A 21650-nucleotide genomic window follows, 5' to 3' on the forward strand; every position below is an offset into this window, starting at 1 on the left:
GCGCTTGACCCGTGCAATAGGCTGGGAAGAGTACGCCAGCATCGTCGACAGGATGGTTCCGTGACCAGTAGTGATCAGCAGCCGTGGGGACGCGTGGACGACGACGGGAACGTCTACGTCCGCGAGGCCGACGGAGAGCGCCTGGTCGGCCAGTTTCCCGATGGCTCCAAGGAGGAGGCGCTCGCCTACTTCGAGCGCAAGTACACCGACCTCGCCGGTCAGGTGACGCTGCTCGAGCAGCGGGCCCGCCGGGGAGCACCGGCCGCCGACGTGGCGAAGACCGTCGCCCGCCTGACGAGCGCCGTCGACGGCGCGAACGCCGTCGGCGACCTCGAGGCGCTGAAGACGCGGCTCGCGGCCCTCACCACGACGGTGAGCGAGATCAGCGAGCAGCAGTCCGCCGAGGCCGAGGCCGAGGTGCAGGCCGCCGTGGCCGAGCGCACCGCCATCGTCGAGCAGATCGAGGCGCTCGCCGCCCAGGATCCGGCGAAGGCGCAGTGGAAGCAGGTCTCCGCCACCATCGACGAGCTGTTCGGCCGGTGGCAGGCCCACCAGCACGACGGCCCCCGTCTCCCCCGCGCCGAGGCGAACGAGCTGTGGCGCCGGTTCCGCGACGCCCGCACTTCGCTCGAGACCCAGCGTCGCGCCTTCTTCGCCGAGCTCGACCAGGTGCACAAGGAGGCCCGCAGCCGGAAGCAGCAGCTTGTCGAGCAGGCCGAGGCGCTCGCCTCGCGCGGCGCGGACGGCATCCCGGCCTACCGCGACCTGCTCGCGCAGTGGAAGGGCACCGGCCGCGCCGGCCGCAAGTACGACGACGCGCTCTGGGACAGGTTCAAGGCCGCCGGCGATGTGCTTTACGGCGCCCGCAGCGAGGTCGTCGCCCGCGACGAGCAGGAGTACGGGGAGAATCTCACCGCGAAGCTGGCCCTCCTCGACGAGGCCGAGCCGCTTCTCAAGGAGACCGACCGTGTGAAGGCCCGCGAGGCCCTCACGAGCATCCAGCTCCGCTGGGACGCCATCGGTCGCGTGCCGCGCGACAACGTGAAGACCGTCGAGGAGCGCCTCCGTCGGGTCGAGACCGCGGTGCGCAAGCTCGACGAGGAGCACTGGAACCGATCCGACCCCGAGAAGAAGGCCCGCTCCGAGGGGCTCGCCTCCCAGCTCAGCGGCGCGATCGAGAAGCTCCAGAAGGAGATCGACGAGGCTCAGGCCGCCGGTGACTCGAAGAAGGTCAAGGAGCTCCAGGAGTCGCTCGACGCTCGCAAGATCTGGCTCGACGCGCTCGGTTGATCCCCTACATCCGCCCTCTCGGCGCGATCTGTCCACAGGTCGATGCCGGAGGGGTGCGGGAGGTCGCCGGGTTCGCCATGATCATCGAGTGCTGACCTCGTTCCTCCTCGACTCGCGGTTGCCGGCTGCCGAGCTGATGTCCGCCCGGCTCGACGGCGACGTCCGATCCGTCGGGTCGTCGTACGTCCCCGCCGACATCCCGAGCACCCCCGAGCTCCGTGCGACCTCGCTCGTGCTCGTCGTGCCCGATGCGGCGGTGATCGAAGGGCGTGCGGCGGCGTGGGTGCACGGCGTCATGTCCGCGCCCGGTCGTGTCGTCGCCGGGCGCTCCGTGTCCATCCGGCCGGTTCGAGAGCCGTCGACGGTGCTGCAGCGGCAGGTGAGCTACCCCGCCGGCGATGTCGCGTCGATCGGGCCGGCACTCGTGACCTCCGCGCTCCGTACCGCGCTCGACCTGGCCCGCCGTGAGGCCGCCTTCGATCTCAGGCTCGCCACCGCCGTCGCCACGCTGCTGGGTCGGGCGGGCATCGACCCCACCGGTGCGCGCCGTGCGGTCGCCGGTCGCGAAGGCATGCCCTATCGACTCCGCGTCCTCGACAGACTCGCACAGGTCGAGCGGCTGGCGCGGGCGGCGGGCCCGGTCAGCCGCCCGTGACGCGGTAGACGTCGTAGACGGCGTCGATCCGCCGCACCGCGTTGAGCACCCGATCGAGGTGGGTGGTGTCGCCCATCTCGAACACGAAGCGGCTGAGCGCGAGGCGCTCGCTCGACGTGCTCACCGACGCCGAGAGGATGTTCACGTGATGCTCCGACAGCACCCGCGTGACGTCGGAGAGCAGCCCGGAGCGGTCGAGCGCCTCGACCTGGATGTGCACCAGGAAGACGCTCTTCGACGACGGGGCCCACTCGACCTCGATCATGCGCTCGGGCTCGTTCATCAGCGAGCTGACGTTGTGGCAGTCGGACTGGTGCACCGAGACGCCCGCGCCGCGCGTGACGAACCCGATGATCTCGTCGCCCGGCACCGGCGTGCAGCACTTGGCGAGCTTGACGAGGATGTCGGGGGCACCGCGCACGAGAACACCCGAGTCGCTGTGGCTGACCCGCGGGCGGTTCTCGACGAACACGTCGAGGTCGACGTCGTCGCTCTCGGCCTCGGTCTGGAGCGAGGCGATGACCTTCTCGATCACCGACTGGGTCGAGACATGCCCTTCGCCGATGGCCGCATACAGTCCCGACACGTTGTCGTAGTGCATGAGCGAGGCGACCTCGGCGATCGAGTCCTGGCTCATCAGCTTCTGCAGCGGGAGGTTCTGCTTGCGCATCGCGCGGGCGATGAGGTCGCGACCGTGCTCGATCGCCTCGTCGCGTCGCTCCTTCGTGAACCACTGACGGATCTTGTTGCGCGCCCGGGGGCTCTGCACGAAGTTCAGCCAGTCCTGGCTGGGCCCGGAGTCGGGGTTCTTCGATGTGAACACCTCGACCACGTCGCCCGACGACAGCGTCGAGTCGAGCGGCACGAGCCGGCCGTTCACCTTCGCGCCCATGGTGCGGTGGCCCACCTCGGTGTGCACGGCGTAGGCGAAGTCGACCGGCGTCGCCCCTGCGGGCAGGCCGATGACCTTGCCCTTGGGCGTGAAGACGTAGACCTCCTTGGCGCCGATCTCGAAGCGCAGCGAGTCGAGGAACTCGCCGGGATCGACGGTCTCGGCCTGCCAGTCGGAGATCCGGGCGAGCCACGCCATGTCGGTGTCGGGTGCGTCGGTCTGCGACGACTTGCCGCCGTTGACGCGCTCCTTGTACTTCCAGTGAGCGGCGACACCGAACTCGGCGCGCTGGTGCATCTCATTGGTGCGGATCTGGATCTCGACCGGACGCCCGCCGGGGCCGATCACCGTCGTGTGGAGCGACTGGTAGAGGTTGAACTTCGGTGTCGCGATGTAGTCCTTGAAGCGGCCCGGGATCGGGTTCCACCGGGCGTGGATCGACCCGAGAACCGCGTAGCAGTCGCGCACCGTGTTGACGAGCACGCGGATGCCGACCAGGTCGTAGATCTCGTCGAACTCGCGGCCGCGCACGATCATCTTCTGGTAGATCGAGTAGTACTGCTTCGGGCGACCCACGACCTTGCCGCGAATGCGCGCCGACTTCAGGTCGTCGGTGACGGCGTCGATGACCTGCTGCACGTACTCCTCGCGCTGCGGGGTGCGCTGACGCACGAGGTTCTCGATCTCGACGTAGAGCTTCGGGTACAGCACCGCGAACGAGAGGTCCTCGAGCTCCCACTTGATCGACTGGATGCCCAGTCGGTGCGCGAGGGGCGCGTAGATCTCGAGGGTCTCCTTCGCCTTCCGCGCTGCCGACTCGGCAGGCACGAAGCCCCAGGTGCGGGCGTTGTGGAGGCGGTCGCAGAGCTTGATGATGAGCACGCGGATGTCGCGCGACATCGCGACGATCATCTTGCGGACGGTCTCGGCCTGCGCGCTGTCGCCGTACTTGACCTTGTCGAGCTTGGTGACCCCGTCGACGAGCATGGCGACCTCGTCGCCGAAGTCGTGGCGCAGCATGTCGAGCGAGTAGTCGGTGTCCTCCACGGTGTCGTGGAGGAGCGCCGCCGCGATGGCCTTCGCACCCAGGCCGAGATCGGCGATGATCTGCGCTACGGCGAGCGGATGCGTGATGTACGGCTCGCCGCTCTTGCGCTTCTGTCCGTCGTGGGCCTTGTCGGCCACGGCGTACGCCCGCTCGAGGATGGAGACGTCGCTGCGCGGGTGGTTGCTGCGCACGGTGCGGAGCACCGCGTCGAGCGCTCCCGCGGGCTGAGCCCGCGAGAACAGGCGCGGCACAAGACGACGCAGTGTCGCGGTGGACGTCGCGGTGGTCTCGGTCATGCGTGGCCTCCTGCTCCGATTATCCTCCGGTGCGAGGCGGCCACGTGCACGATGGGTTCAGCCCTCGGCGTACTCAGTCGACCAGCTCGGCCGCGGGGGCCTTGCTCTGCGTGGCGCGGGTGCGCGCGGAGAGCACCCTCGCGTCGTGCTTCTTGAGCTTCGCCTCGCCCTTTCGGAACTGCACGTACAGCGGCGACGCCACGAAGATCGTGGAGTACGTGCCGACGATGATCCCGATGAGGAGCGCGAGCGAGATGTCCTGCAGCGTGCGCGCCCCGAGCACGAACGATCCGATGATGAGGATCGAGGCGACCGGGAGCGCGGCCACGATGGAGGTGTTGATCGAGCGCACCAGGGTCTGGTTGACCGCGAGGTTGACCGTCTCGGCGAAGGTCCGGGTGTCGTTGTCGCCCATCTCCCTCGTGTTCTCGCGGATCTTGTCGAACACCACGACCGTGTCGTACAGCGAGTAGCCGAGGATCGTGAGGAAGCCGATGACCGCTGCCGGCGTGATCTCGAGCCCCGTGAGGCCGTACACGCCCGCCGTGATGATGAGGTCGTGGAGCAGGGCGATCAATGCGGCCGCCGCCATCTTCCAGGTGCGGAAGTACAGGGCCATGAAGACGGCCACGAGCACGAGGAAGATCACGAGACCGCGGATGGCCTGGGTCGTGATGTCGGCACCCCAGGTAGCGCCGATGATCGACACCGTGACGTCCTCCGAGGGCACGTCGTAGCCTTCGGCGAGGGCCGAGACGACGGCCGACGACTGCGCGTCGTCGAGCTCGTCGGTCTGGACACGCACCGAGTCGGTGCCGAGGGTGCTCACACGCGGGTTCGACCCCGGTGCCGCCTCGTTCACTGCGTCGTCGGCGATCGACTGATCCTGCGACGCCGCCTGGGAGATCGTGAACTCCGAGCCGCCGCGGAACTCGATGCCGAACTCGAACCCGCCACGGAGCCACGGCCCCACGAGGCAGATGAGCACGAGGATGCCCGAGATGAGGAACCAGATGCGACGACGACCGATGAAGTCGATCGAGCGCTCACCCGTGTAGAGGTCGTTTCCGAACTTGGAGAAGCTGGCCATCAGGAGTCCTTCCCCTCGGTCTTGCGATCGCCGCCGACCTTCGTCAGCTCGGCAGCCTTGCGCTCGGCGATCGTCTGGCGCTTCGCGGCCTCGCGGCTCGCCCCCACGCTCTTCTTCGTCGTCTGCCCCGGCGTCTTGAACTGCGCACGGCCGCGGTACACCGCGCCCAGCGCGCGTGGGTCGAGGCCCGACGCCTTGTGGCCGTCGCGGAAGAACGGCAGCTCGGCGAGCAGCGTCATCAGCGGATGCGTGAACAGCGCCACCACGATGAGGTCGACGATGGTCGTGAGGCCCAGGGTGAACGCGAAGCCTCGCACGTTGCCCACCGCGAGCACGTACAGCACGGCGGCGGCGAGGAAGTTCACCGCGTCGGACGCCGTGATCGTGCGGAACGCGCGCTTCCATCCGGCCTGGACGGACGACTGCAGCCCGCGACCGTCGCGCAGCTCGTCTCGGATGCGCTCGAAGTAGACGATGAAGGAGTCGGCCGTGATGCCGATGGCCACGATCAGACCCGCGACACCCGCGAGGGAGAGGCGGAAGTCGATGCGCCAGCTCATGATCGTCACGAGCAGGTAGGTCAGCGCTGCCGCGACGGCGAGCGACGCGATCGTCACCACGCCGAGCGTGCGGTACTGGATGAGCGAGTAGATGACCACGAGGATGAGGCCGATGAGGCCGGCGAGCAGACCCGACGCGAGCTGCGAGGAGCCGAGGGTCGCGGAGATCTGCTCGTTGCTCTGCACCGTGAAGCCGATGGGCAGCGCACCGAACTTCAGCTGGTCGGCGAGCGTCTTCGCGGAGTCCTGGGTGAACGACCCGGAGATCTGCGCGCGGCCGTCGGTGATCGCGGCGTTCGTGGTCGGCGCGGTGATGACGTTGCCGTCGAGCACCACGGCGAACTGGTTCTGCGCGCCCTGCAGGCCGTAGAGGCGGGTGGTGACGTCGGCGAACGCCTTGGCGCCCTCGTCGTCGAAGGTGAGGTCGACGACCCACTGTCCGGTCGACGCACCCTGCTGCGTGGTGGCGACACCGCTCGAGGCGTCGGAGATGTCGGACCCGTCGATCTCGACCGGGCCGAGGATGTACTTGGCGGTGCCGTCGACCGAGCACGCGATGAGCGGCTGGTCGGCCGGCGCCTGGCCGGTCGAGTCCTCGTTCTGACCGCACTGGAAGCTGTCGAACTCGGCCTGGAGCGCCGGGGTGACATAGGCGAGGTCGCTGGCGTTGGTGGGCGACGCGGTCGGCGTGGACGACAGCGACGGATCGGGCGTCGCGCTCGGCGTCGAGAGCGAGCTGGAGGCCGCGGCGCTGGAGACGAGCACCGGACGGAACTCGAGCTTCGCCGACGACTCGATGCGGTTCAGTGTGTCCTGATCGGGCACGCCGGGGATCGAGACGACGACGTTCTGAGCGCCCTGCGTGGTGACCTCGGCCTCCGACACACCACTGGCGTCGACGCGCTGGCGGATGATCGCCACGGCCTGGTCGAGCTGGTCGGACGAGATCTGCTGCCCGTTCTCCAGCTTCGGCGTCAGGATGATCTGCCGGCCGCCCTCGAGGTCGAGGGCGAGCTTCGGGGTCCATGTCGCCGTGCTCCACAGCACACCACCGGCGAGGACGCCGGTGAGCACCGCGAAGATCGCGACCAGCCAGATCAGCGTGCGCCACGCCTTCTTGACCGCGGTCGTTTGTGCCACCTTGCTCAGCTTTCTCCGTCGTCCGCCGAGCAGGCCCGGCGGACGGTGGTCAGGGACGTCGAGTGACTACTCGTCGGCCTTCTTCTCGGACTTCGTGTCGGCCACGGGCTCGGCGGTCTCATCGATCCGCTCGCCGTACGCCGGTGCTCCATCGCTCGTCTCGAGGGCGGGGGCCGCGGTGTCGACCGCGTCGGACTCGGGCTCGGCGTCGGCGGGGGTGACGACCCGCGTGACCGTCTGTCGGTGCACCTTGAGGACAGTGCCCGGCGTGGTCTCGATCAGCACCTGGTTCTCCTCGTCATCGAGTTCGAGAATGGTGCCGAAGACGCCGAAGTTGGTCATGACCTGAGCGCCGACCGCGACCTGCGACTGCAGCTCCTGCTGCTGCTTCTGGCGCTTGCGGCTGCTGCGGAACATGAAGAACACCAGAACGGCCAGGACGACCAGCATTCCAATTGTCAACGGATCGAGCTGCATGAGCGGGGACCTTCCGGGTGGTGTTCGGTGAGCAGCGCTCAGAGTAGTGAAGTCTGCTGGGGACGGTCTCAGAGACCGATCGACGGCACGCTCCCAGGAGCAGGCCAGCTTGAATTATAGGTCATCGCCGAAGAGCGCATCCTGACCCCGGCTCAGACCGAAGTGCGCCCAGCCCGCTCGGGTGGCCACACGGCCGCGTGGCGTGCGCGAGATGAGGCCGATCCGGACGAGGAACGGCTCGACCACCGACTCGATGGTGTCGGCCTCCTCGCCCACCGACACGGCGAGGGTGTTCAGCCCCACCGGACCGCCGTCGAAGCGCTTCAGCAGCACCGTCATCACGGCCCGGTCGAGTCGGTCGAGGCCGAGCTCGTCGACGTCGTAGAGGTCGAGCGCGGCGCGGACCGCCTCGACCGAGGCGCCTCCCCCGTCGACCAGAGCGAAGTCGCGCACCCGGCGCAGCAGGCGGTTCGCGATGCGCGGGGTGCCCCGCGACCGGGAGGCGATCTCGAGGAGCGCCTCCTCGCCGATCGGGACGCCCAGCAGGGCGGCCGCGCGCCGGAGCACCTCGATGAGCTCCTCGGTCTCGTAGAACTCGAGGTGAGCGGTGAAGCCGAAGCGGTCGCGCAGCGGGTTCGGCAGCAGACCCGAGCGGGTGGTGGCGCCGACGAGCGTGAAGGGCGAGAGATCGAGCGGGATGGACGTGGCGCCCGCGCCCTTGCCCACCATGATGTCGATCCGGAAGTCCTCCATGGCGAGGTACAGCATCTCCTCGGCCGTGCGCGCCATGCGGTGGATCTCGTCGACGAACAGCACCTCGCCCGGAACGAGGGCCGAGAGCACGGCGGCGAGGTCGCCGGCGTGCTGGATGGCCGGGCCGCTCGTCATGCGCAGAGGCCGACCGGTCTCCTGCGCCACGATCATCGCGAGCGTGGTCTTGCCGAGGCCGGGAGGACCGGCGAGCAGGATGTGGTCGGGCGTGCGGTCTTGGAGTGCGGCGGCGTCGAGCAGCAGCTGCAGCTGCCCCCGGACCTTCCGCTGACCGACGAACTCGGCCAGCGACTTGGGCCTCAGAGCACCCTCGAAGGCGATCTCGGCCTCGGACTGCACGGTCGGATCGACGAGGTCCTCGCCACCTCGGGAGTCGCTCACGAGCGATCACCCGCCGGACGGGCGCCGCCCAGCACCCCGAGGGCGAGCCGGAGGAGCGCCTGCACGTTCGCCGATTCGCTCTCGGAGGCGGTCTCGAGCACCTCGTCGACGGCCGCGGCGGCGCTCCGCTCGGCCCAACCGAGGCCGACGAGGGCCTTCTCGACGTTGGCGCGGACCCGCGCGTCGGCCACCTGCTCGACCGGGGTGGGTGCCGGAGCAGGACGCAGCGAGAGCTTGCCCGTCAACGACACCACGATGAGCTTGGCGGTCTTCGGACCGATGCCGCTCACACGGCGGAAGGCCGTGTCGTCCTCCCCCATCACCGCCAGGGCGACCTCGTCGGGCGTGAGCTCGGCGAGCACGCCGAGGGCCGACTTCGGCCCGACCCCGGTGACGCCGACCAGGGCGGAGAAGATGTCGAGCGAGTCCTGGTCGGGGAACCCGAACAGGGAGAGGCTGTCCTCCCTCACGATGAGCGAGGTGAGGAGCGTCGCCTCGGTGCCGTGGCGGAGGGTCAGGGCGTGGCGCGGAGTCACGGCGACCTGGAACCCGACGCCCTGCACGTCGATGACGACGGTGCCGCCTGAGACGGAGAGGACTGTTCCGCGAAGTGCCGAGATCACCGGGCAAGCCTACGGGCGACCGCCGACTTCCCGGTGGAGCGCTCGGCGGCGAGCCATGCCTGCTGGGCCGGAGTGAGCGCCGCGGATCCGCCGGCGCGCGCGGGCGCCCCGGGGACCACGACGGGCTGACGCCAGGCGTGGCAGATGGCCAGCGCCAGCGCATCGGCGGCGTCGGCCGGGCGCGGGATCTCGTCGAGCTTCAGGATCTTCGACACCATGGTGCCCACCTGGCGCTTGTCGGCCTGGCCGTATCCCGTGATGGCGGCCTTCACCTCGGACGGCGTGTGGAGCGCCACCGGCAGCGACCGGCGCGCGGCGGCCAGCAGGGCGACCCCGCTGACCTGCGCCGTGCCCATCACGGTGCGGAGGTTGTGCTGCGCGAAGACCCGCTCGACCGCGACGCAGTCGGGACGGTGCTCGTCGAGGACCGCCTCGATGCCGGCGGCGACCCTCATCAGGCGCTCCTCGAGGGGCAGGTCGGCGGCCGTGGTCACCACGGCGACGTGGACGAACGAGACCGTACGGCCGGGATGCGCATCGACGATCCCGATGCCGCACCGGGTGAGGCCGGGGTCGATCCCGAGCACGCGCATCCGCGGCCCCTCTCGGTCGGTCGCCCGATCAGTCGTTCTCGAGCTCGGCCTGGACCTCGGGGGTGAGGTCGAGGTTGGTGTACACGTTCTGGACGTCGTCGCTGTCCTCCAGCGCGTCGATCAGCTTGAAGACCTTCCGCGCGGTGTCGGCGTCGGCCTCGACGTTGACCGTGGCCACGAACTCGACGTCGGCCGAGTCGTAGTCGATGCCCGCCTCCTGGAGGGCGGTGCGCGCGGGCACGAGCTGCTGGGGCTCGGTCACGACCTCGAAGCTCTCGCCGCGGTCGGTGACCTCCTCGGCGCCGGCGTCGAGGACGGCGACGAGCACGTCGTCCTCCGTCACACCGTCGCTGTGCGCCACGGTGATGACGCCCTTGCGGTGGAAGTTGTACGCCACGCTGCCCGGGTCGGCCATGGTGCCGCCGTTGCGCGTCATCGCCGTGCGGACGTCGGCCGCGGCGCGGTTCTTGTTGTCGGTGAGGCACTCGATGAGGAGGGCGACGCCGTTGGGGCCGTAGCCCTCGTACATGATGGTCGTGTAGTCGATCGACTCACCGGTGAGCCCCGCACCGCGCTTGATGGCGCGGTCGATGTTGTCATTGGGGACCGAGGTCTTCTTCGCCTTCTGCACGGCATCGACGAGGGTCGGGTTGCCGGAGAGATCGGCGCCGCCGATCTTCGCGGCCACCTCGATGTTCTTGATGAGCTTGGCGAACGACTTCGCACGGCGGGCGTCGATGACCGCCTTCTTGTGCTTGGTGGTGGCCCATTTAGAGTGTCCGGACACGCGGGATCTCCTTCGTAATCGCTGGTCAAGTGTACGCGAGAGCCGGTCGTGCGGCCCGTCGCCCGGTCAGCGCGCCGCCGCGACCAGGGCGAGGAAGTGCCGGTGGAACCGGGACTCCCCCGTCACCTCGGGGTGGAACGACGTGCCGAGCAGCGAGCCCTGCTGCACCGCGACGACCGTCCCGTCCTCGAGAGAGGCGAGCGCCTCCGCCCCCTCCGCCAGGTCGACCACGACGGGCGCCCGGATGAAGGCGGCGTGCACGGGAGGCGCCCCGAGCACGGGGACGTCGAGGTCGGTCTCGAACGAGCGGGTCTGGTTGCCGAAGGCGTTCCGGCGCACGGAGACGTCGAGACCGCCGAAGCTCTGCTGCCCGTCGACGCCGTCGAGCACGCGGTCGGCCAGCATGATGAGGCCCGCGCACGTGCCGTACACGGGCAGTCCCGCGGCGATCCGCTCCCTGATCGAGTCGGCCACGCCGAACGTGCGCGAGAGCTTGTCGATCACGCTCGACTCGCCGCCGGGGATCACGAGGCCGTCGACCGCCGCGACCTCCGCCGGACGACGCACGGGCACCGCCTCGGCGCCCAGCTCGGAGAGCACGCGGAGGTGCTCCCGCACATCGCCCTGGAGGGCGAGGACGCCGACGCGCGGGGCGCTACCAGCCACGCTCGGACAGGCGGTGGGGCGCGGGCACGTCGGCGACGTTGATGCCCACCATCGCCTCGCCCAGACCCCGCGACACCTCGGCGATGACCGAGGGGTCATCGTAGAACGTGGTCGCCTTGACGATCGCGGCGGCGCGCTTCGCGGGGTCACCCGACTTGAAGATGCCCGAGCCGACGAAGACGCCGTCGGCGCCGAGCTGCATCATCATCGCCGCGTCGGCCGGAGTGGCCACGCCGCCGGCGGTGAACAGCACCACCGGCAGGCTCTTCGTCTCGGCGATCTCGACGACCAGGTCGTAGGGCGCCTGGAGCTCCTTCGCGGCGACGTACAGCTCGTCGCGCGACTTCGCCGACAGGGCGGCGATCTCGGCCTTGATGGTGCGGATGTGCTTGGTCGCCTCGGAGACGTCGCCGGTGCCGGCCTCGCCCTTCGACCGGATCATCGCCGCACCCTCGGTGATGCGGCGCAGAGCCTCGCCCAGGTTGGTGGCACCGCAGACGAAGGGCACGGTGAAGCCCCACTTGTCGATGTGGTTGACGTAGTCGGCGGGGCTCAGCACCTCGGACTCGTCGATGTAGTCGACCCCGAGGTCCTGCAGCACCTGCGCCTCGACGAAGTGGCCGATCCGCGCCTTCGCCATGACCGGGATGGACACCGCCGAGATGATGCCGTCGATGAGGTCGGGGTCGCTCATGCGCGCCACGCCACCCTGCGAGCGGATGTCGGCGGGCACACGCTCGAGCGCCATCACCGCGACGGCGCCGGCGTCTTCGGCGATGCGCGCCTGCTCGGCGGTGACGACGTCCATGATGACGCCGCCCTTCAGCATCTCGGCCAGGCCGCGCTTGACGCGGTCGGAGCCGAACTCGTGTGATGCGGTGGTGCTGTCGGTCATGGTGTCCTCGTGCGGTCGTGCGTTCAGGCTGCCGGTTCGTGCCTGCAGAGATCCTACGGCGCGGCGGGGGCGGGCCAGGCGGCCTGGACCTGGGCTCGGACATCTCCCAGCAGCTGAGGAAGCGCCTTCGTGCGGGCGATGATGGGGAAGAAGTTGCTGTCCTGCGCCCACCTCGGGACGATGTGCTGGTGCAGGTGACCGGCTACCCCGGCCCCGGCGACCCGGCCCTGGTTCATCCCGATGTTGAAGCCGTCGCACCGCGAGACCGCCGTGAGGACGCGCATCGCCGTCTGGGTGAGCGATCCGATCTCGGCGACCTCCTCGGGTGTCGCCAGGTCGTAGGTCGCGATGTGGCGGTACGGGCACACCAGGAGGTGACCGGAGTTGTACGGGAACAGGTTGAGCAGGACGTACGCGTACGTGCCCCGAGCCACGATCAGGCCCTCCTCGTCGGAGAGCTTCGGAGCGCGGCAGAACGGGCACTCGTCGATGTGGGGCTGCTCCCCGTTCTGGATGTAGACCATCCGGTGGGGCGTCCACAGACGCTGGAACGCATCCGGCACCGCGGCGAAGTCGGCCGAGGACTCGATCTCGACGTCGTCGCTCGGGTCGGTCATCAGAGGTCGCCCTGGCCCAGCACCTGCGTGTGCGACTCGACGCTCGCGACGATGCGCTCCACCGCCTCCTCGACCGAGACGCCGTTCTCCTGCGATCCGTCGCGGAAGCGGAAGCTCACCGTGCCGGCTGCTGCATCCTCGCCACCGGCGATGAGCATCACGGGCACCTTGTCCTTGGTGTGGTTGCGGATCTTCTTCTGCATGCGGTCGTCGGAGGCGTCGAGCTGGGCGCGGATGCCGCGTCGCTTGAGCGTGGCGACGATGTCGCGGAGGTACTCGTCGTACTGCTCCGAGATCGGGATGCCGACCACCTGCACGGGCGCAAGCCACACCGGGAAGGCGCCGGCGTAGTGCTCGAGCAGGATGGCGAAGAAGCGCTCCACGGAGCCGAGCAGGGCGCGGTGGATCATCGCGGGGCGCTGCTTCGTGCCGTCGGCGGCCGTGTACTCCAGCTCGAAGCGCTCGGGCTGGTTGAAGTCGAGCTGCACGGTGGACAGCTGCCAGGTGCGGCCGATCGCGTCCCGCGCCTGCACCGAGATCTTCGGCCCGTAGAAGGCCGCCCCTCCGGGGTCGGCGACGAGCTCGAGGCCCGACTCCTCGGCGACCTGGCGGAGCGTCTCGGTGGCGTCCTCCCACATGGCGTCCTCGCCCACGCTCTTCTCGGGGTCGCGGGTGGAGAGCTCGAGGTAGAAGTCGTCGAGACCGTAGCCGCGCAGGGTCTCGAGCACGAACTCGAGCTGGCTGGCCACCTCGGCCTTGATCTGGTCGTGGGTGACGTAGATGTGGGCGTCGTCCTGGGTGAGACCGCGGACGCGGGTGAGCCCGGACAGGGTGCCGCTCTTCTCGTAGCGGTAGACCGTGCCGAACTCCGCCAGGCGCAGCGGCAGCTCGCGGTAGCTGCGGCCGCGCGCCCGGAAGATCAGGTTGTGCATGGGGCAGTTCATGGGCTTCAGGTAGTAGTCCTGGCCCTGCCGGGTGACGTTGCCGTCGGCGTCGGTCTCCTCGTCGAGGTGCATGGCCGGGAACATCCCGTCCTTGTACCACTGGAGGTGCTGGCTGATCTCGTAGAGGTGCCCCTTGGTGATGTGCGGGGTGTTCACGAGCTCGTAGTCGTACGCGATCAGCCGCTCGCGCATGTAGTCCTCGATCTCGGCGCGGATGATGCCGCCACGAGGATGGAAGACCGCGAGCCCCGAGCCGATCTCGTCGGGGAACGAGAACAGGTCGAGCTCCTGGCCGAGCTTGCGGTGGTCGCGCTTCGCGGCCTCCTCCATGCGGGTCTGGTAGGCGCGCAGCTCGTCCTTCGTGGGCCAGGCGGTGCCGTAGACACGCTGCAGCTGCTTGTTCTTCTCGCTCCCGCGCCAGTAGGCCGCCGCGAGCCGGGTGAGGGCGAAGCCGTTGCCGATCATCCGGGTGTTCGGCAGATGCGGGCCGCGGCAGAGGTCCTTCCAGACCGTCTCGCCGGTCTTCGGATCGACATTGTCGTAGATGGTGAGCTCGGCGCCACCGACCTCGACCGACTCGCCGCCGGCATCCGAAGCGTTGCCCTTGAGGCCGATGAGCTCGAGCTTGTACGGCTCGTCGGCGAGCTCGGCGCGAGCCTCCTCTTCGGTCACGACACGACGGACGAAGCGCTGACCGGAGCGGATGATGCGCTCCATGCCCTTCTCGATCGCCTTCATGTCGTCGGGGGTGAAGGGCTCTGCCACGTCGAAGTCGTAGTAGAAGCCGTCGGTGACGGGCGGGCCGATGCCGAGCTTGGCCTCGGGATTGATCTGCTGCACGGCCTGCGCGGCCACGTGCGCCGCCGAGTGGCGGAGGATGTTCAGACCATCGGCCGAGTCGATGGTGACCGGCTCGACGATGTCGCCGTCGGTCGTCGTCGCGGCGAGATCCTTCAGTTCACCGTTGACCCGCATGGCCACGATCGACCTGTCGGTGAAGAGTTCGAATCCGGTCGCCACGTGCAGACTTCTCCTGTCGTCTCGATTGACGGATCAACTCTAGTCGCGCCGAGCGCGAGGTCGGATTGGACGAACCACCCGTGTTGCGTGTATGTTCATCTGCGGGGGTTGCTTCGGCAACCTCCACCAACTTCGAGAAGGCCCCCGGTTCGCCGGGGGCCTTCGTCGTTTCCGGGTGCGGCACCGATGAGCGCACTCCGGTCAGTACATCCCGCTGCGGTCGCCGCGGATGCGGATCACGACGTCGGCGGTCGAGCGTCCGCTCGCGGTCGACACGGTGACCTGCGCACGGAACTCGCCCGTCGACGTGGGTGTCCCGTCGATCGTGCCGGTCGGGCTGAGGGTGACTCCGGGTGGGAGCGCGCCCTTCGTCAGCGTGTAGGTCGCCGCATCCGACGCCACCCGTGAGGGCACCACGGACAGCGGGTGGCCCGCCACCCCGGCGATCGTGGCGCCGTAGGTGAGCGTGGGCGTGGCGCCGGCCGCCGGGTGGATGCGGGTGATGCTCCGGCCGGAGTCGCCCACCGCGTAGACGACGCCGTCGGGCCCCACGACGACCGTGCGTCCGGATGTGGAACCGAGCTGCACGGTCGAGCCGTCGGCGGCCCGTTCGACGAGGCCGCGGGACCGCGTGGTGAGGAACACGCCGCGCGGGTCGACGGCGATGTCCCCGAGCGGGGCCATGGCCGGATCCGGAGCGATGACGGCCGCCGCGGAGCCGTCGCGACCGTGGCGCTCGATCAGGCCGTCGGACCACGCGATGACGACACCGTCGTCTCCTGCCTGCAGTGCGACCGGCGCAGAGCCCGGCGCTGCCCCGCCTCGGGGCATCGGGGAGACACCGCCTCCGCTGAGCCGGTAGACGGCGCGGCCGGCGGAGTCGGTGAAGTAGACGTCGCCGGCGGCAGTGACGGCGGCGCGCACCCCGGTGGGCGAGAAGCCGAGGTCGATCGCGAAAGGGTCGACCGTGCCATCGGGCCCGAGCCTCAGCACGGTCCGCGACCCCTCGCCGAAGACGAGCACAGACCCGTCGGGCATCGGAGCCACGGCGTCGATGAAGACTCCCCGCGGCACGGTCCAGGTGAGCGACGACCCGTCGGGGCGGACGCGGAGGACGGAGTACGACGCGAAGCTCACGACGAGGACGCCGCCATCGCGATCCGGTTCGAGTGCCGACGGGGTGTGCGAGGACAGGTCGGCGGCGACCGTGGCCGAGCCGTCGGACGCGATCCGCAGCAGGCGGGAGCCGACGTGGTCGGCGGCGTAGAGGCCGGATGCCGTGGCCGCGAGGTCGACGATGCCCACTCCCGGGACGCTCGACCAGCGCTCCTCGACGGTCGGCTCGGCGCCGGCCGGTGGCGCAGGCGCGGCGACGGCGAGCCCGGCGGCCATCGAGAGCGTCGCCGAGATGACGACGAGAGTGGAGCGACGGCGGCGGGGCGACTCTGGCATGCGGTGAGGATAGCTCATGTCGAATGGTCGGCCAAGTCGTCGGCCACGGAAGAGGGCCCCCGTCTCTCGACGAGGGCCCTCCACTGCGACGGCGCTACCCGCTACGCGTCGCGGCGGCGGCGCTGCATCCAGAGCAGGACGCCCGCGGCGAGCAGCAGGAGCGCGCCGCCGATCGTCCCGAGGGTCCCTGCGGCGCCGGTGGAGGCCAGGCCTCCTCCGCCGCCGACCGCTGCAGCGCCCTTGTAGTACGTGAATCCGTCGCTCAGGACTCCGTCGCCACAGGCCGCCGAACCGACCACCGTCACGTCCACCGTGCCGGGCCCGGCGGCGGCGGGGGCGACGGCCCGGATGCGGGTGTCGTCGATCACCACGAAGGCGGGCGACGGCGTGTCGCCGAACAGGACGGCCGTGGCACCGGCGAAGCAGTGCCCGACGATGGTGACCTCCGTGCCGCCACCGGTGGGCCCGGTGCTCGGGTCGGTGTCGTCGACCGTGGTGACCGTGGTGTACGTGAACGTGCCCGGATCGCTGTCACCGCTGGGCGCGGTGACGACCACGGCCGCCTCCCCGGGTGTCCCCGGCGGGGTCACGACGGTCAGCTCGGTGTCGCTGACGATCGTGAGGTCGGTACCGGGAACACCGTCGAAGGTCACGCTGGTGGCGCCGCCGAGGTTGCTCCCGGTGATCGTCACGACCGTGCCGCCGGTCTCGGGTCCGGTCGTCGGCGTGATGGTGCCGATGACCGGGTCGTCCGTGTACTCGTACCCGCCGGGAAGGGTGTCGGTACCGCAGGCCGCGGACCCCACGACCGTCACATCCACGATCCCGACGCCCGCCGGTGCGACCGCGGTGATCTGCGTGTCGCTGTCGACCGTGAACGAGGTGGCCGGGGTGTCGCCGAACAGCACCGCAGTGGCGCCGGTGAAGCAGGTGCCGATGATGGTGACGACGGTGCCGCCCTCCTCGGGACCGCCAGGAGGCGTCACCGTGTCGATCTCGGTGCCGGCGACGAAGGTGAACTCCTCGGCCGGCGAGTCGCCGTTCGGGTGGAGCACCACCACGGGGACCGTGGCCGGAGCGTGCGGCGGGGTCACCACGGTGATCTGCGTGTCGCTGTCGACTGTGAACCCGGTGCCCGGGAGGCCGTCGAAGGTCACGCCGGTCGCCCCGTCGAAGCCCTCTCCGGTGATGACGACGGTGGTTCCGCCGTCCTCCGGACCCTGGTCGGGCGTGATCGTGGTGATCGTCGGCACGTCGAGGAACACGAAGTCGCCCGCGTCGACGTCGCCGCCCGGGTGCTGCACCGTGACAGGGACCGTGGCCGGAGCGTGAGGCGACGTGACCGCCTGCACCTCGGTGTCGCTCACCACGGTGACCGAGGCGGCGGGCACGTCTCCGAAGAGGACCCCGGTGGTGCCGGTGAGGCCGTCACCCGTGATGGTGACCACCGTGCCGCCGGTCTCCGGGCCGCCGGTGGGGTCGAGGCCGGTGATGGTCGGCGGCGCGACGTAGTCGTAGCCGTCGTCGTCCGTGGCCGTGCCGCAGTCGCCCGCACCCACGACCGTCACGTCGACCGTGCCCGTCCCGGCCGGGGCGACCGCGGTGATCTGCGTGTCGCTGTCGACCGTGAACGACGTGGCCGGAGTGGCTCCGAAGAGCACCGCGGTGGCACCGGTGAAGCAGCTCCCCGTGATGACGACGGTGTTTCCGCCCGCCTCGGGGCCGGCACCCGGATCGACTCCCGTGATGTCGGCGACGTCGAAGAACTCGAAGTCGAAGCCCGCCGAGTCGCCCGCGGCGTTGCTGACGACCACGTCCACCACACCGGGCGCGTGCGCCGGGGTGACCGCCGTGATCTGCGTGTCACTGTCGACCGTGTAGCTCGCAGCGGGCACGCCGTCGAATGTCACGGCCGTCGCATCCGTGAAGTCCGAGCCGGTGAGGACCACTGTGGTGCCGCCGGTCTCAGGGCCCCGATCCGGCACGATGCCCGTGATGGTGGGTGCACCCGGCTCGACGTAGGTGAAGCCGTCCGGAATCGTCTGCCCACCGCACTCGGTCGGGTTGACGATCGTGACGTCGACCTCGCCCGCGGCACCCGGCGGGGTGGTCACGGTGAGCGTCGTGTCGCCGGTCACCACGAGGTCGGTGCCGGGAACGCCGTCGAAGAGCACCTGGGTGGTGCCGGTGAGGCACACACCGGTGATCGTCACGTCGGTCCCGCCCTCGGTCGACCCGCTGTCGGGGTCGATCGAGTCGACGTCGGTCACCGCGAAGTAGGTGAACGTCAGCGAGCTGTCGGATCCGTCGGGGTTGGTCACCGTGACCGCCACGGGCCCGGGAGCCGCCTGGGGAGGCGCGATCGCGCTGACGCTGCCGTCCGCGTTGAGAGTCACACCCGTCGCGGGGATCGCCCCGAAGACGACGTCGGTCACGTCGCCGAGGTTCGTCCCGGTGATCGTCACCGGCGTCCCGCCCGTGACCGGACCGCGGACGGGCGTGATAGCCAGACCGGCGGGGGCCGCGAGGGGCAGAGCGCGGACCGTCGCAGACGCGAGGTTCAGCGTGATCAGGCTGCCGGCCAGTCCGGGGGCGACCACGGCCTGCACGGCCCGCTGCGTGAACGAGCCGGCATCCGTGCCCGCGGCATCGCGGAAGTCGCCCGGCGACTCCTTGACGTTCACCGTGAGCTGCACCACCGTGTTCAGCACGTCGAGCAGGGGGTCGAGGGCCGTGACGGCGGTGGTCGCGATCGTGGTGACCGCATCCTCCAGCCCCACGGGGTCGAGGGCGGCGTCGACGAGGCCACCCACCGCGGGGAGGACCGAGTCGACGACGTAGTCCGTGACCGGCTCGAGCACGTCGGCGAGGTCGAGCCCGAGGATCTCGGTGCCGTCGAGGGAGACCGTCGGGGCGTCGGTGCCCGGGTTGGCGAGCAGGCCGCCGACCGTCCCGTCGATGCTGATCACCAGGTCGCCGATGTCGATGCCGAGGAGCGTGTCCACCTCAGCGGTCACGTCGATGTCGAGCGCGGTCGTGTCGAGCACGTCGTCCAGCGCGGTCTCGAGGGCCGTGGGCAGCTGCGCCGTGAGGATGTCGCTCAGCGCCTCGCTGATCTGCGCGTTGATCGCGTCATCCGAGAGAAGCGTGGTGTCCTCGGGGAGCGCGTTGAGCGCGTAGAGCTGATCGAGGTCGATCGTGATGGTGCCGGTGGAGAGCGTGAGAGCCACCGGTCCGCTGACGAACTCGTCTGCCGAGACGGTGTCGAGGGCCTCGCCGAGATCGAGAGCCAGCTCGGTCGTGACATCGGCGTCGAGCGCGACGGCGCCGGGGAGGACTCCATCGAGGATCGTCGTCACCCCGTCGAGCAGTCCGTCCACCGTGGTGTCGATCGGTCCGCCGTCGACCGCGAGGGCGTTCACGTCATCGCTGGTGCCCGCGAGTGCGGCGTCCAGATCGGCCAGGAGGGTCGCGAGGGCGGGAGACGTGAGCGTGACGTCCCCGCTGGCGATCTGGTAGTCGCCCTCAGGGGTCACCGATGCGCCTCGCGTGGCTTCCGCTTGCGCGGAGACCGCGCCGAGCTCCACCGCCAGCGTCGAGATGAGGTCGTCGGCGCCCACGGCGTCCAGCACCGGGGTGAGCGTGAGGGTCGTGTTCTCCCCCGGCGCACCGGTGCCGGCCTGGATGGCGCCGTCGGCGCCGAGGAGTCCGGACGAGGCGAAGGCTCCCGCGGACGAGGTGCTGGCGTACTGGCCGACGGCTCCGAGCGTGAGGATGCTGTTGTCGCCGAAGAGGTCGACCCCGAGTCCCAGCTCGATCGCCTGGAGGGCGGTGATGTCGAGCGGCGCGTCCTCCGCGTCCCCGGGCGGGAAGGCGTTGTACGGCCCCGCGAGCTCGGCGACCGAGTCGAGGTCTACGGCCGCGCTCCCACCCGAGAGGAAGAGCCCCTCGGCCTCCGCGCGGTCGGTGGGCGCGGCGATCGCCGCGGATCCGCCGAAGAAGGCCACCATGGCGGCGGTGACACCGAACGCGACGGGAGCCACGACTCGCCTCCATCGGCTGCCGAACACCCCCGCTGACTCTCGTTCGGGCCCGGACGTTCGTCTGTTCACTGCGTACCCCTGTTCACCTCAGTGCACAGCCCTCGTCAGCGCTGACAGAGGGCGTCGGCGCATCACGCACCGATGGCCCTGATGCTGCCGTGAGAATGCTGAGCACCGGACAGAAGCCAGTAGCCCGGGCAGGTTTCCAGTAGTCGAAGCGGTAGTGCGACCGCTGATCCCGGTAGTGGATCCGGGATCAGCGGGGTTGCCTCAGACGGTCCGCGGGGGTATTCCCGGCGGGGCGATCAGTCCCAGTCGAGGTAGTCCTCGATGGCCCAGGAGGTCTCGCCCACGTGCGAGGCGGGGAAGTCGTGCCCGGCGCCCTCCACGGCCACGACGCTCACCAGCTCGGGAGCGGACTCCTGCAGCGTCTGGCCGTACTGGGCGGGGGTGACGTCGTCGGCCGTGCCCTGGATCACCAGCACCGGCAGACCGGCCGCCAGCGGCGGCTGCAGGGGCTCGACCCCGAGCAGGAGCACGCCGTCGACGCGATCATGGTGCTCGAGGGCGACGTAGCGGGCGATGGTGCCGCCGTGTCCGTGTCCGCCGATCCACGCGTCGCCGACGCCGATGTGGTCGAGCAGGTCGACGACGTCCTGCGCGCGCTCCTCCGGCCCCGAGGCGGAGTCCTCGTCGGCGCGTCCGCCGATCCGCACCACGCGGAAGTCCTCCTGCGACAGCGAGTGCGCCAGCGCACCGAGGTATCCGATCCCCTCGCCGCGCTCGGCGATCAGCACGACGACCGGCCCGGCGCCCTCCTCTGCGAACGGGATGGCACGCCCCTCGGGCTCGAACGTCTGCGCCGTGTCGGGGGTGTGGGAGTCGGCCATGTCGGGAATCCTTTCGCAGGCGGTGTCGAGGCGGTGCCTTCCGCTCTCCGGTCCACGAGCCTACCGAGAGAGCCTGCCGCTCCCCTCGGAGCCGTTGTGCGGCTGCATCCGGCCGGGCGGCGTCCCGTCCGCTCTCACCTGCGGTCCGCCGCTCGAGGCGCGGGCCAACTCCGGGATCTCGGCCGGATTCGAGCTGACTCCGGACTTCTCGCGGCGTGGCGCAGTGAAAGTCCGGAGTTGGCTCAGGATCGGACGGGCCCCCGCCCGTCGAGGGGACGTCCCGGGAACGACGAAGGCCCCCGGATCTCTCCGGGGGCCTTCGTTCTGTGTGGGCGATACTGGGATCGAACCAGTGACCTCTTCCGTGTCAGGGAAGCGCGCTACCGCTGCGCCAATCGCCCGGGGGTGACATGAGTGGAGGTGGCGACGGGATTCGAACCCGTGTGGACGGCTTTGCAGGCCGCTGCCTCGCCTCTCGGCCACGCCACCGTGTTTGGGATCCCACACACGAGTACTCTGC

At 70.0% G+C, this 21650-nt stretch carries 17 protein-coding genes and 2 tRNA genes; 2 read left to right on the top strand and 17 right to left on the bottom strand.

The annotated features are described in order from the left end of the window. Window positions 1-60: 60 nt before the first annotated feature. Both ACFJGV_RS02385 and ACFJGV_RS02390 read left to right on the top strand, forming a co-directional pair. A complete protein-coding gene (locus ACFJGV_RS02385) occupies window positions 61-1290 on the top strand; it encodes a DUF349 domain-containing protein (protein WP_378146553.1) in 1230 nt (409 codons plus the stop codon). A gap of 88 nt (window positions 1291-1378) precedes the next feature. Beyond that, window positions 1379-1945 (top strand): hypothetical protein, encoded by a 567-nt coding sequence (locus ACFJGV_RS02390; protein ID WP_378146555.1) that lies wholly within the window; start codon window positions 1379-1381, stop codon window positions 1943-1945. Here the strand turns inward: ACFJGV_RS02390 and ACFJGV_RS02395 are convergent. The 17 genes from ACFJGV_RS02395 to ACFJGV_RS02475 all read right to left on the bottom strand — a co-directional run bounded on the left by ACFJGV_RS02395 (window position 1932) and on the right by ACFJGV_RS02475 (window position 21619). Continuing rightward, complete coding sequence (locus tag ACFJGV_RS02395) at window positions 1932-4181, bottom strand: RelA/SpoT family protein (RefSeq protein ID WP_378146557.1); 2250 nt, start codon at window positions 4179-4181, stop codon at window positions 1932-1934. The genes ACFJGV_RS02390 and ACFJGV_RS02395 overlap by 14 nt on opposite strands. Window positions 4182-4254: 73 nt before the next feature. Beyond that, window positions 4255-5271 (bottom strand): protein translocase subunit SecF, encoded by a 1017-nt coding sequence (secF, locus tag ACFJGV_RS02400; protein WP_378146558.1) that lies wholly within the window; start codon window positions 5269-5271, stop codon window positions 4255-4257. Continuing rightward, window positions 5271-6971 carry a protein translocase subunit SecD gene (secD, locus tag ACFJGV_RS02405; RefSeq protein WP_378146560.1) on the bottom strand — a complete coding sequence of 567 codons (1701 nt, stop codon included), beginning with the start codon at window positions 6969-6971 and terminating at the stop codon, window positions 5271-5273. Before secD ends, secF begins: the two co-directional genes overlap by 1 nt. A gap of 66 nt (window positions 6972-7037) precedes the next feature. Further along, complete coding sequence (gene yajC, locus ACFJGV_RS02410; RefSeq protein WP_378146561.1) at window positions 7038-7421, bottom strand: preprotein translocase subunit YajC; 384 nt, start codon at window positions 7419-7421, stop codon at window positions 7038-7040. A 141-nt stretch (window positions 7422-7562) separates the two neighbouring features. Then, window positions 7563-8600 (bottom strand): Holliday junction branch migration DNA helicase RuvB, encoded by a 1038-nt coding sequence (ruvB, locus tag ACFJGV_RS02415; RefSeq protein WP_378146562.1) that lies wholly within the window; start codon window positions 8598-8600, stop codon window positions 7563-7565. Continuing rightward, entirely contained in the window at window positions 8597-9223 is a 627-nt protein-coding gene (gene ruvA / locus ACFJGV_RS02420) for a Holliday junction branch migration protein RuvA (RefSeq protein WP_378146564.1), read from the bottom strand. The genes ruvB and ruvA overlap by 4 nt, the downstream gene beginning before the upstream one ends. After that, a complete protein-coding gene (gene ruvC, locus ACFJGV_RS02425; protein WP_378146565.1) occupies window positions 9220-9816 on the bottom strand; it encodes a crossover junction endodeoxyribonuclease RuvC in 597 nt (198 codons plus the stop codon). Before ruvC ends, ruvA begins: the two co-directional genes overlap by 4 nt. A gap of 28 nt (window positions 9817-9844) precedes the next feature. Continuing rightward, window positions 9845-10603: a YebC/PmpR family DNA-binding transcriptional regulator gene (locus tag ACFJGV_RS02430; RefSeq protein ID WP_378146567.1), complete on the bottom strand. Its 759-nt coding sequence runs from the start codon at window positions 10601-10603 to the stop codon at window positions 9845-9847. A 66-nt stretch (window positions 10604-10669) separates the two neighbouring features. Continuing rightward, window positions 10670-11269 (bottom strand): pyridoxal 5'-phosphate synthase glutaminase subunit PdxT, encoded by a 600-nt coding sequence (gene pdxT, locus ACFJGV_RS02435; RefSeq protein ID WP_378146568.1) that lies wholly within the window; start codon window positions 11267-11269, stop codon window positions 10670-10672. Further along, on the bottom strand, window positions 11259-12164 hold the full coding sequence (pdxS, locus tag ACFJGV_RS02440) for a pyridoxal 5'-phosphate synthase lyase subunit PdxS (RefSeq protein WP_378146569.1): 906 nt from the start codon (window positions 12162-12164) through the stop codon (window positions 11259-11261). Before pdxS ends, pdxT begins: the two co-directional genes overlap by 11 nt. A 53-nt stretch (window positions 12165-12217) precedes the next feature. Then, a complete protein-coding gene (locus ACFJGV_RS02445) occupies window positions 12218-12781 on the bottom strand; it encodes an HIT family protein (protein ID WP_378146571.1) in 564 nt (187 codons plus the stop codon). Further along, a complete protein-coding gene (gene thrS, locus ACFJGV_RS02450; protein WP_378148609.1) occupies window positions 12781-14700 on the bottom strand; it encodes a threonine--tRNA ligase in 1920 nt (639 codons plus the stop codon). Before thrS ends, ACFJGV_RS02445 begins: the two co-directional genes overlap by 1 nt. Before the next feature lie 246 nt (window positions 14701-14946). Next, window positions 14947-16197, bottom strand: a complete 1251-nt coding sequence (locus tag ACFJGV_RS02455) for a putative Ig domain-containing protein (RefSeq protein ID WP_378146573.1) — start codon at window positions 16195-16197, stop codon at window positions 14947-14949. A gap of 101 nt (window positions 16198-16298) precedes the next feature. Further along, entirely contained in the window at window positions 16299-20240 is a 3942-nt protein-coding gene (locus tag ACFJGV_RS02460) for an IPT/TIG domain-containing protein (RefSeq protein ID WP_378146575.1), read from the bottom strand. A 305-nt stretch (window positions 20241-20545) separates the two neighbouring features. Further along, window positions 20546-21130: an alpha/beta hydrolase gene (locus tag ACFJGV_RS02465; protein WP_378146577.1), complete on the bottom strand. Its 585-nt coding sequence runs from the start codon at window positions 21128-21130 to the stop codon at window positions 20546-20548. Between the two features lie 329 nt (window positions 21131-21459). After that, window positions 21460-21531: transfer RNA gene (locus tag ACFJGV_RS02470), tRNA-Val, on the bottom strand. A 14-nt stretch (window positions 21532-21545) separates the two neighbouring features. After that, window positions 21546-21619: transfer RNA gene (locus ACFJGV_RS02475), tRNA-Cys, on the bottom strand. Window positions 21620-21650 lie beyond the last annotated feature (31 nt).

Origin of the sequence: Cnuibacter sp. UC19_7 (assembly GCF_042699995.1) — a bacterium.
Taxonomy (GTDB): Bacteria; Actinomycetota; Actinomycetes; order Actinomycetales; family Microbacteriaceae; genus Cnuibacter.

Coding starts and splice junctions, on each gene's coding strand:
- ACFJGV_RS02395 (WP_378146557.1), bottom strand. CDS start 4,181: ATGACCGAGACCACCGCGACGTCCACCGCGACACTGCGTCGTCTTGTG.
- secF (WP_378146558.1), bottom strand. CDS start 5,271: ATGGCCAGCTTCTCCAAGTTCGGAAACGACCTCTACACGGGTGAGCGC.
- yajC (WP_378146561.1), bottom strand. CDS start 7,421: ATGCTGGTCGTCCTGGCCGTTCTGGTGTTCTTCATGTTCCGCAGCAGC.
- ruvC (WP_378146565.1), bottom strand. CDS start 9,816: ATGCGCGTGCTCGGGATCGACCCCGGCCTCACCCGGTGCGGCATCGGG.
- pdxS (WP_378146569.1), bottom strand. CDS start 12,164: ATGACCGACAGCACCACCGCATCACACGAGTTCGGCTCCGACCGCGTC.
- ACFJGV_RS02445 (WP_378146571.1), bottom strand. CDS start 12,781: ATGACCGACCCGAGCGACGACGTCGAGATCGAGTCCTCGGCCGACTTC.
- thrS (WP_378148609.1), bottom strand. CDS start 14,700: ATGCGGGTCAACGGTGAACTGAAGGATCTCGCCGCGACGACGACCGAC.
- ACFJGV_RS02455 (WP_378146573.1), bottom strand. CDS start 16,197: ATGCCAGAGTCGCCCCGCCGCCGTCGCTCCACTCTCGTCGTCATCTCG.
- ACFJGV_RS02465 (WP_378146577.1), bottom strand. CDS start 21,130: ATGGCCGACTCCCACACCCCCGACACGGCGCAGACGTTCGAGCCCGAG.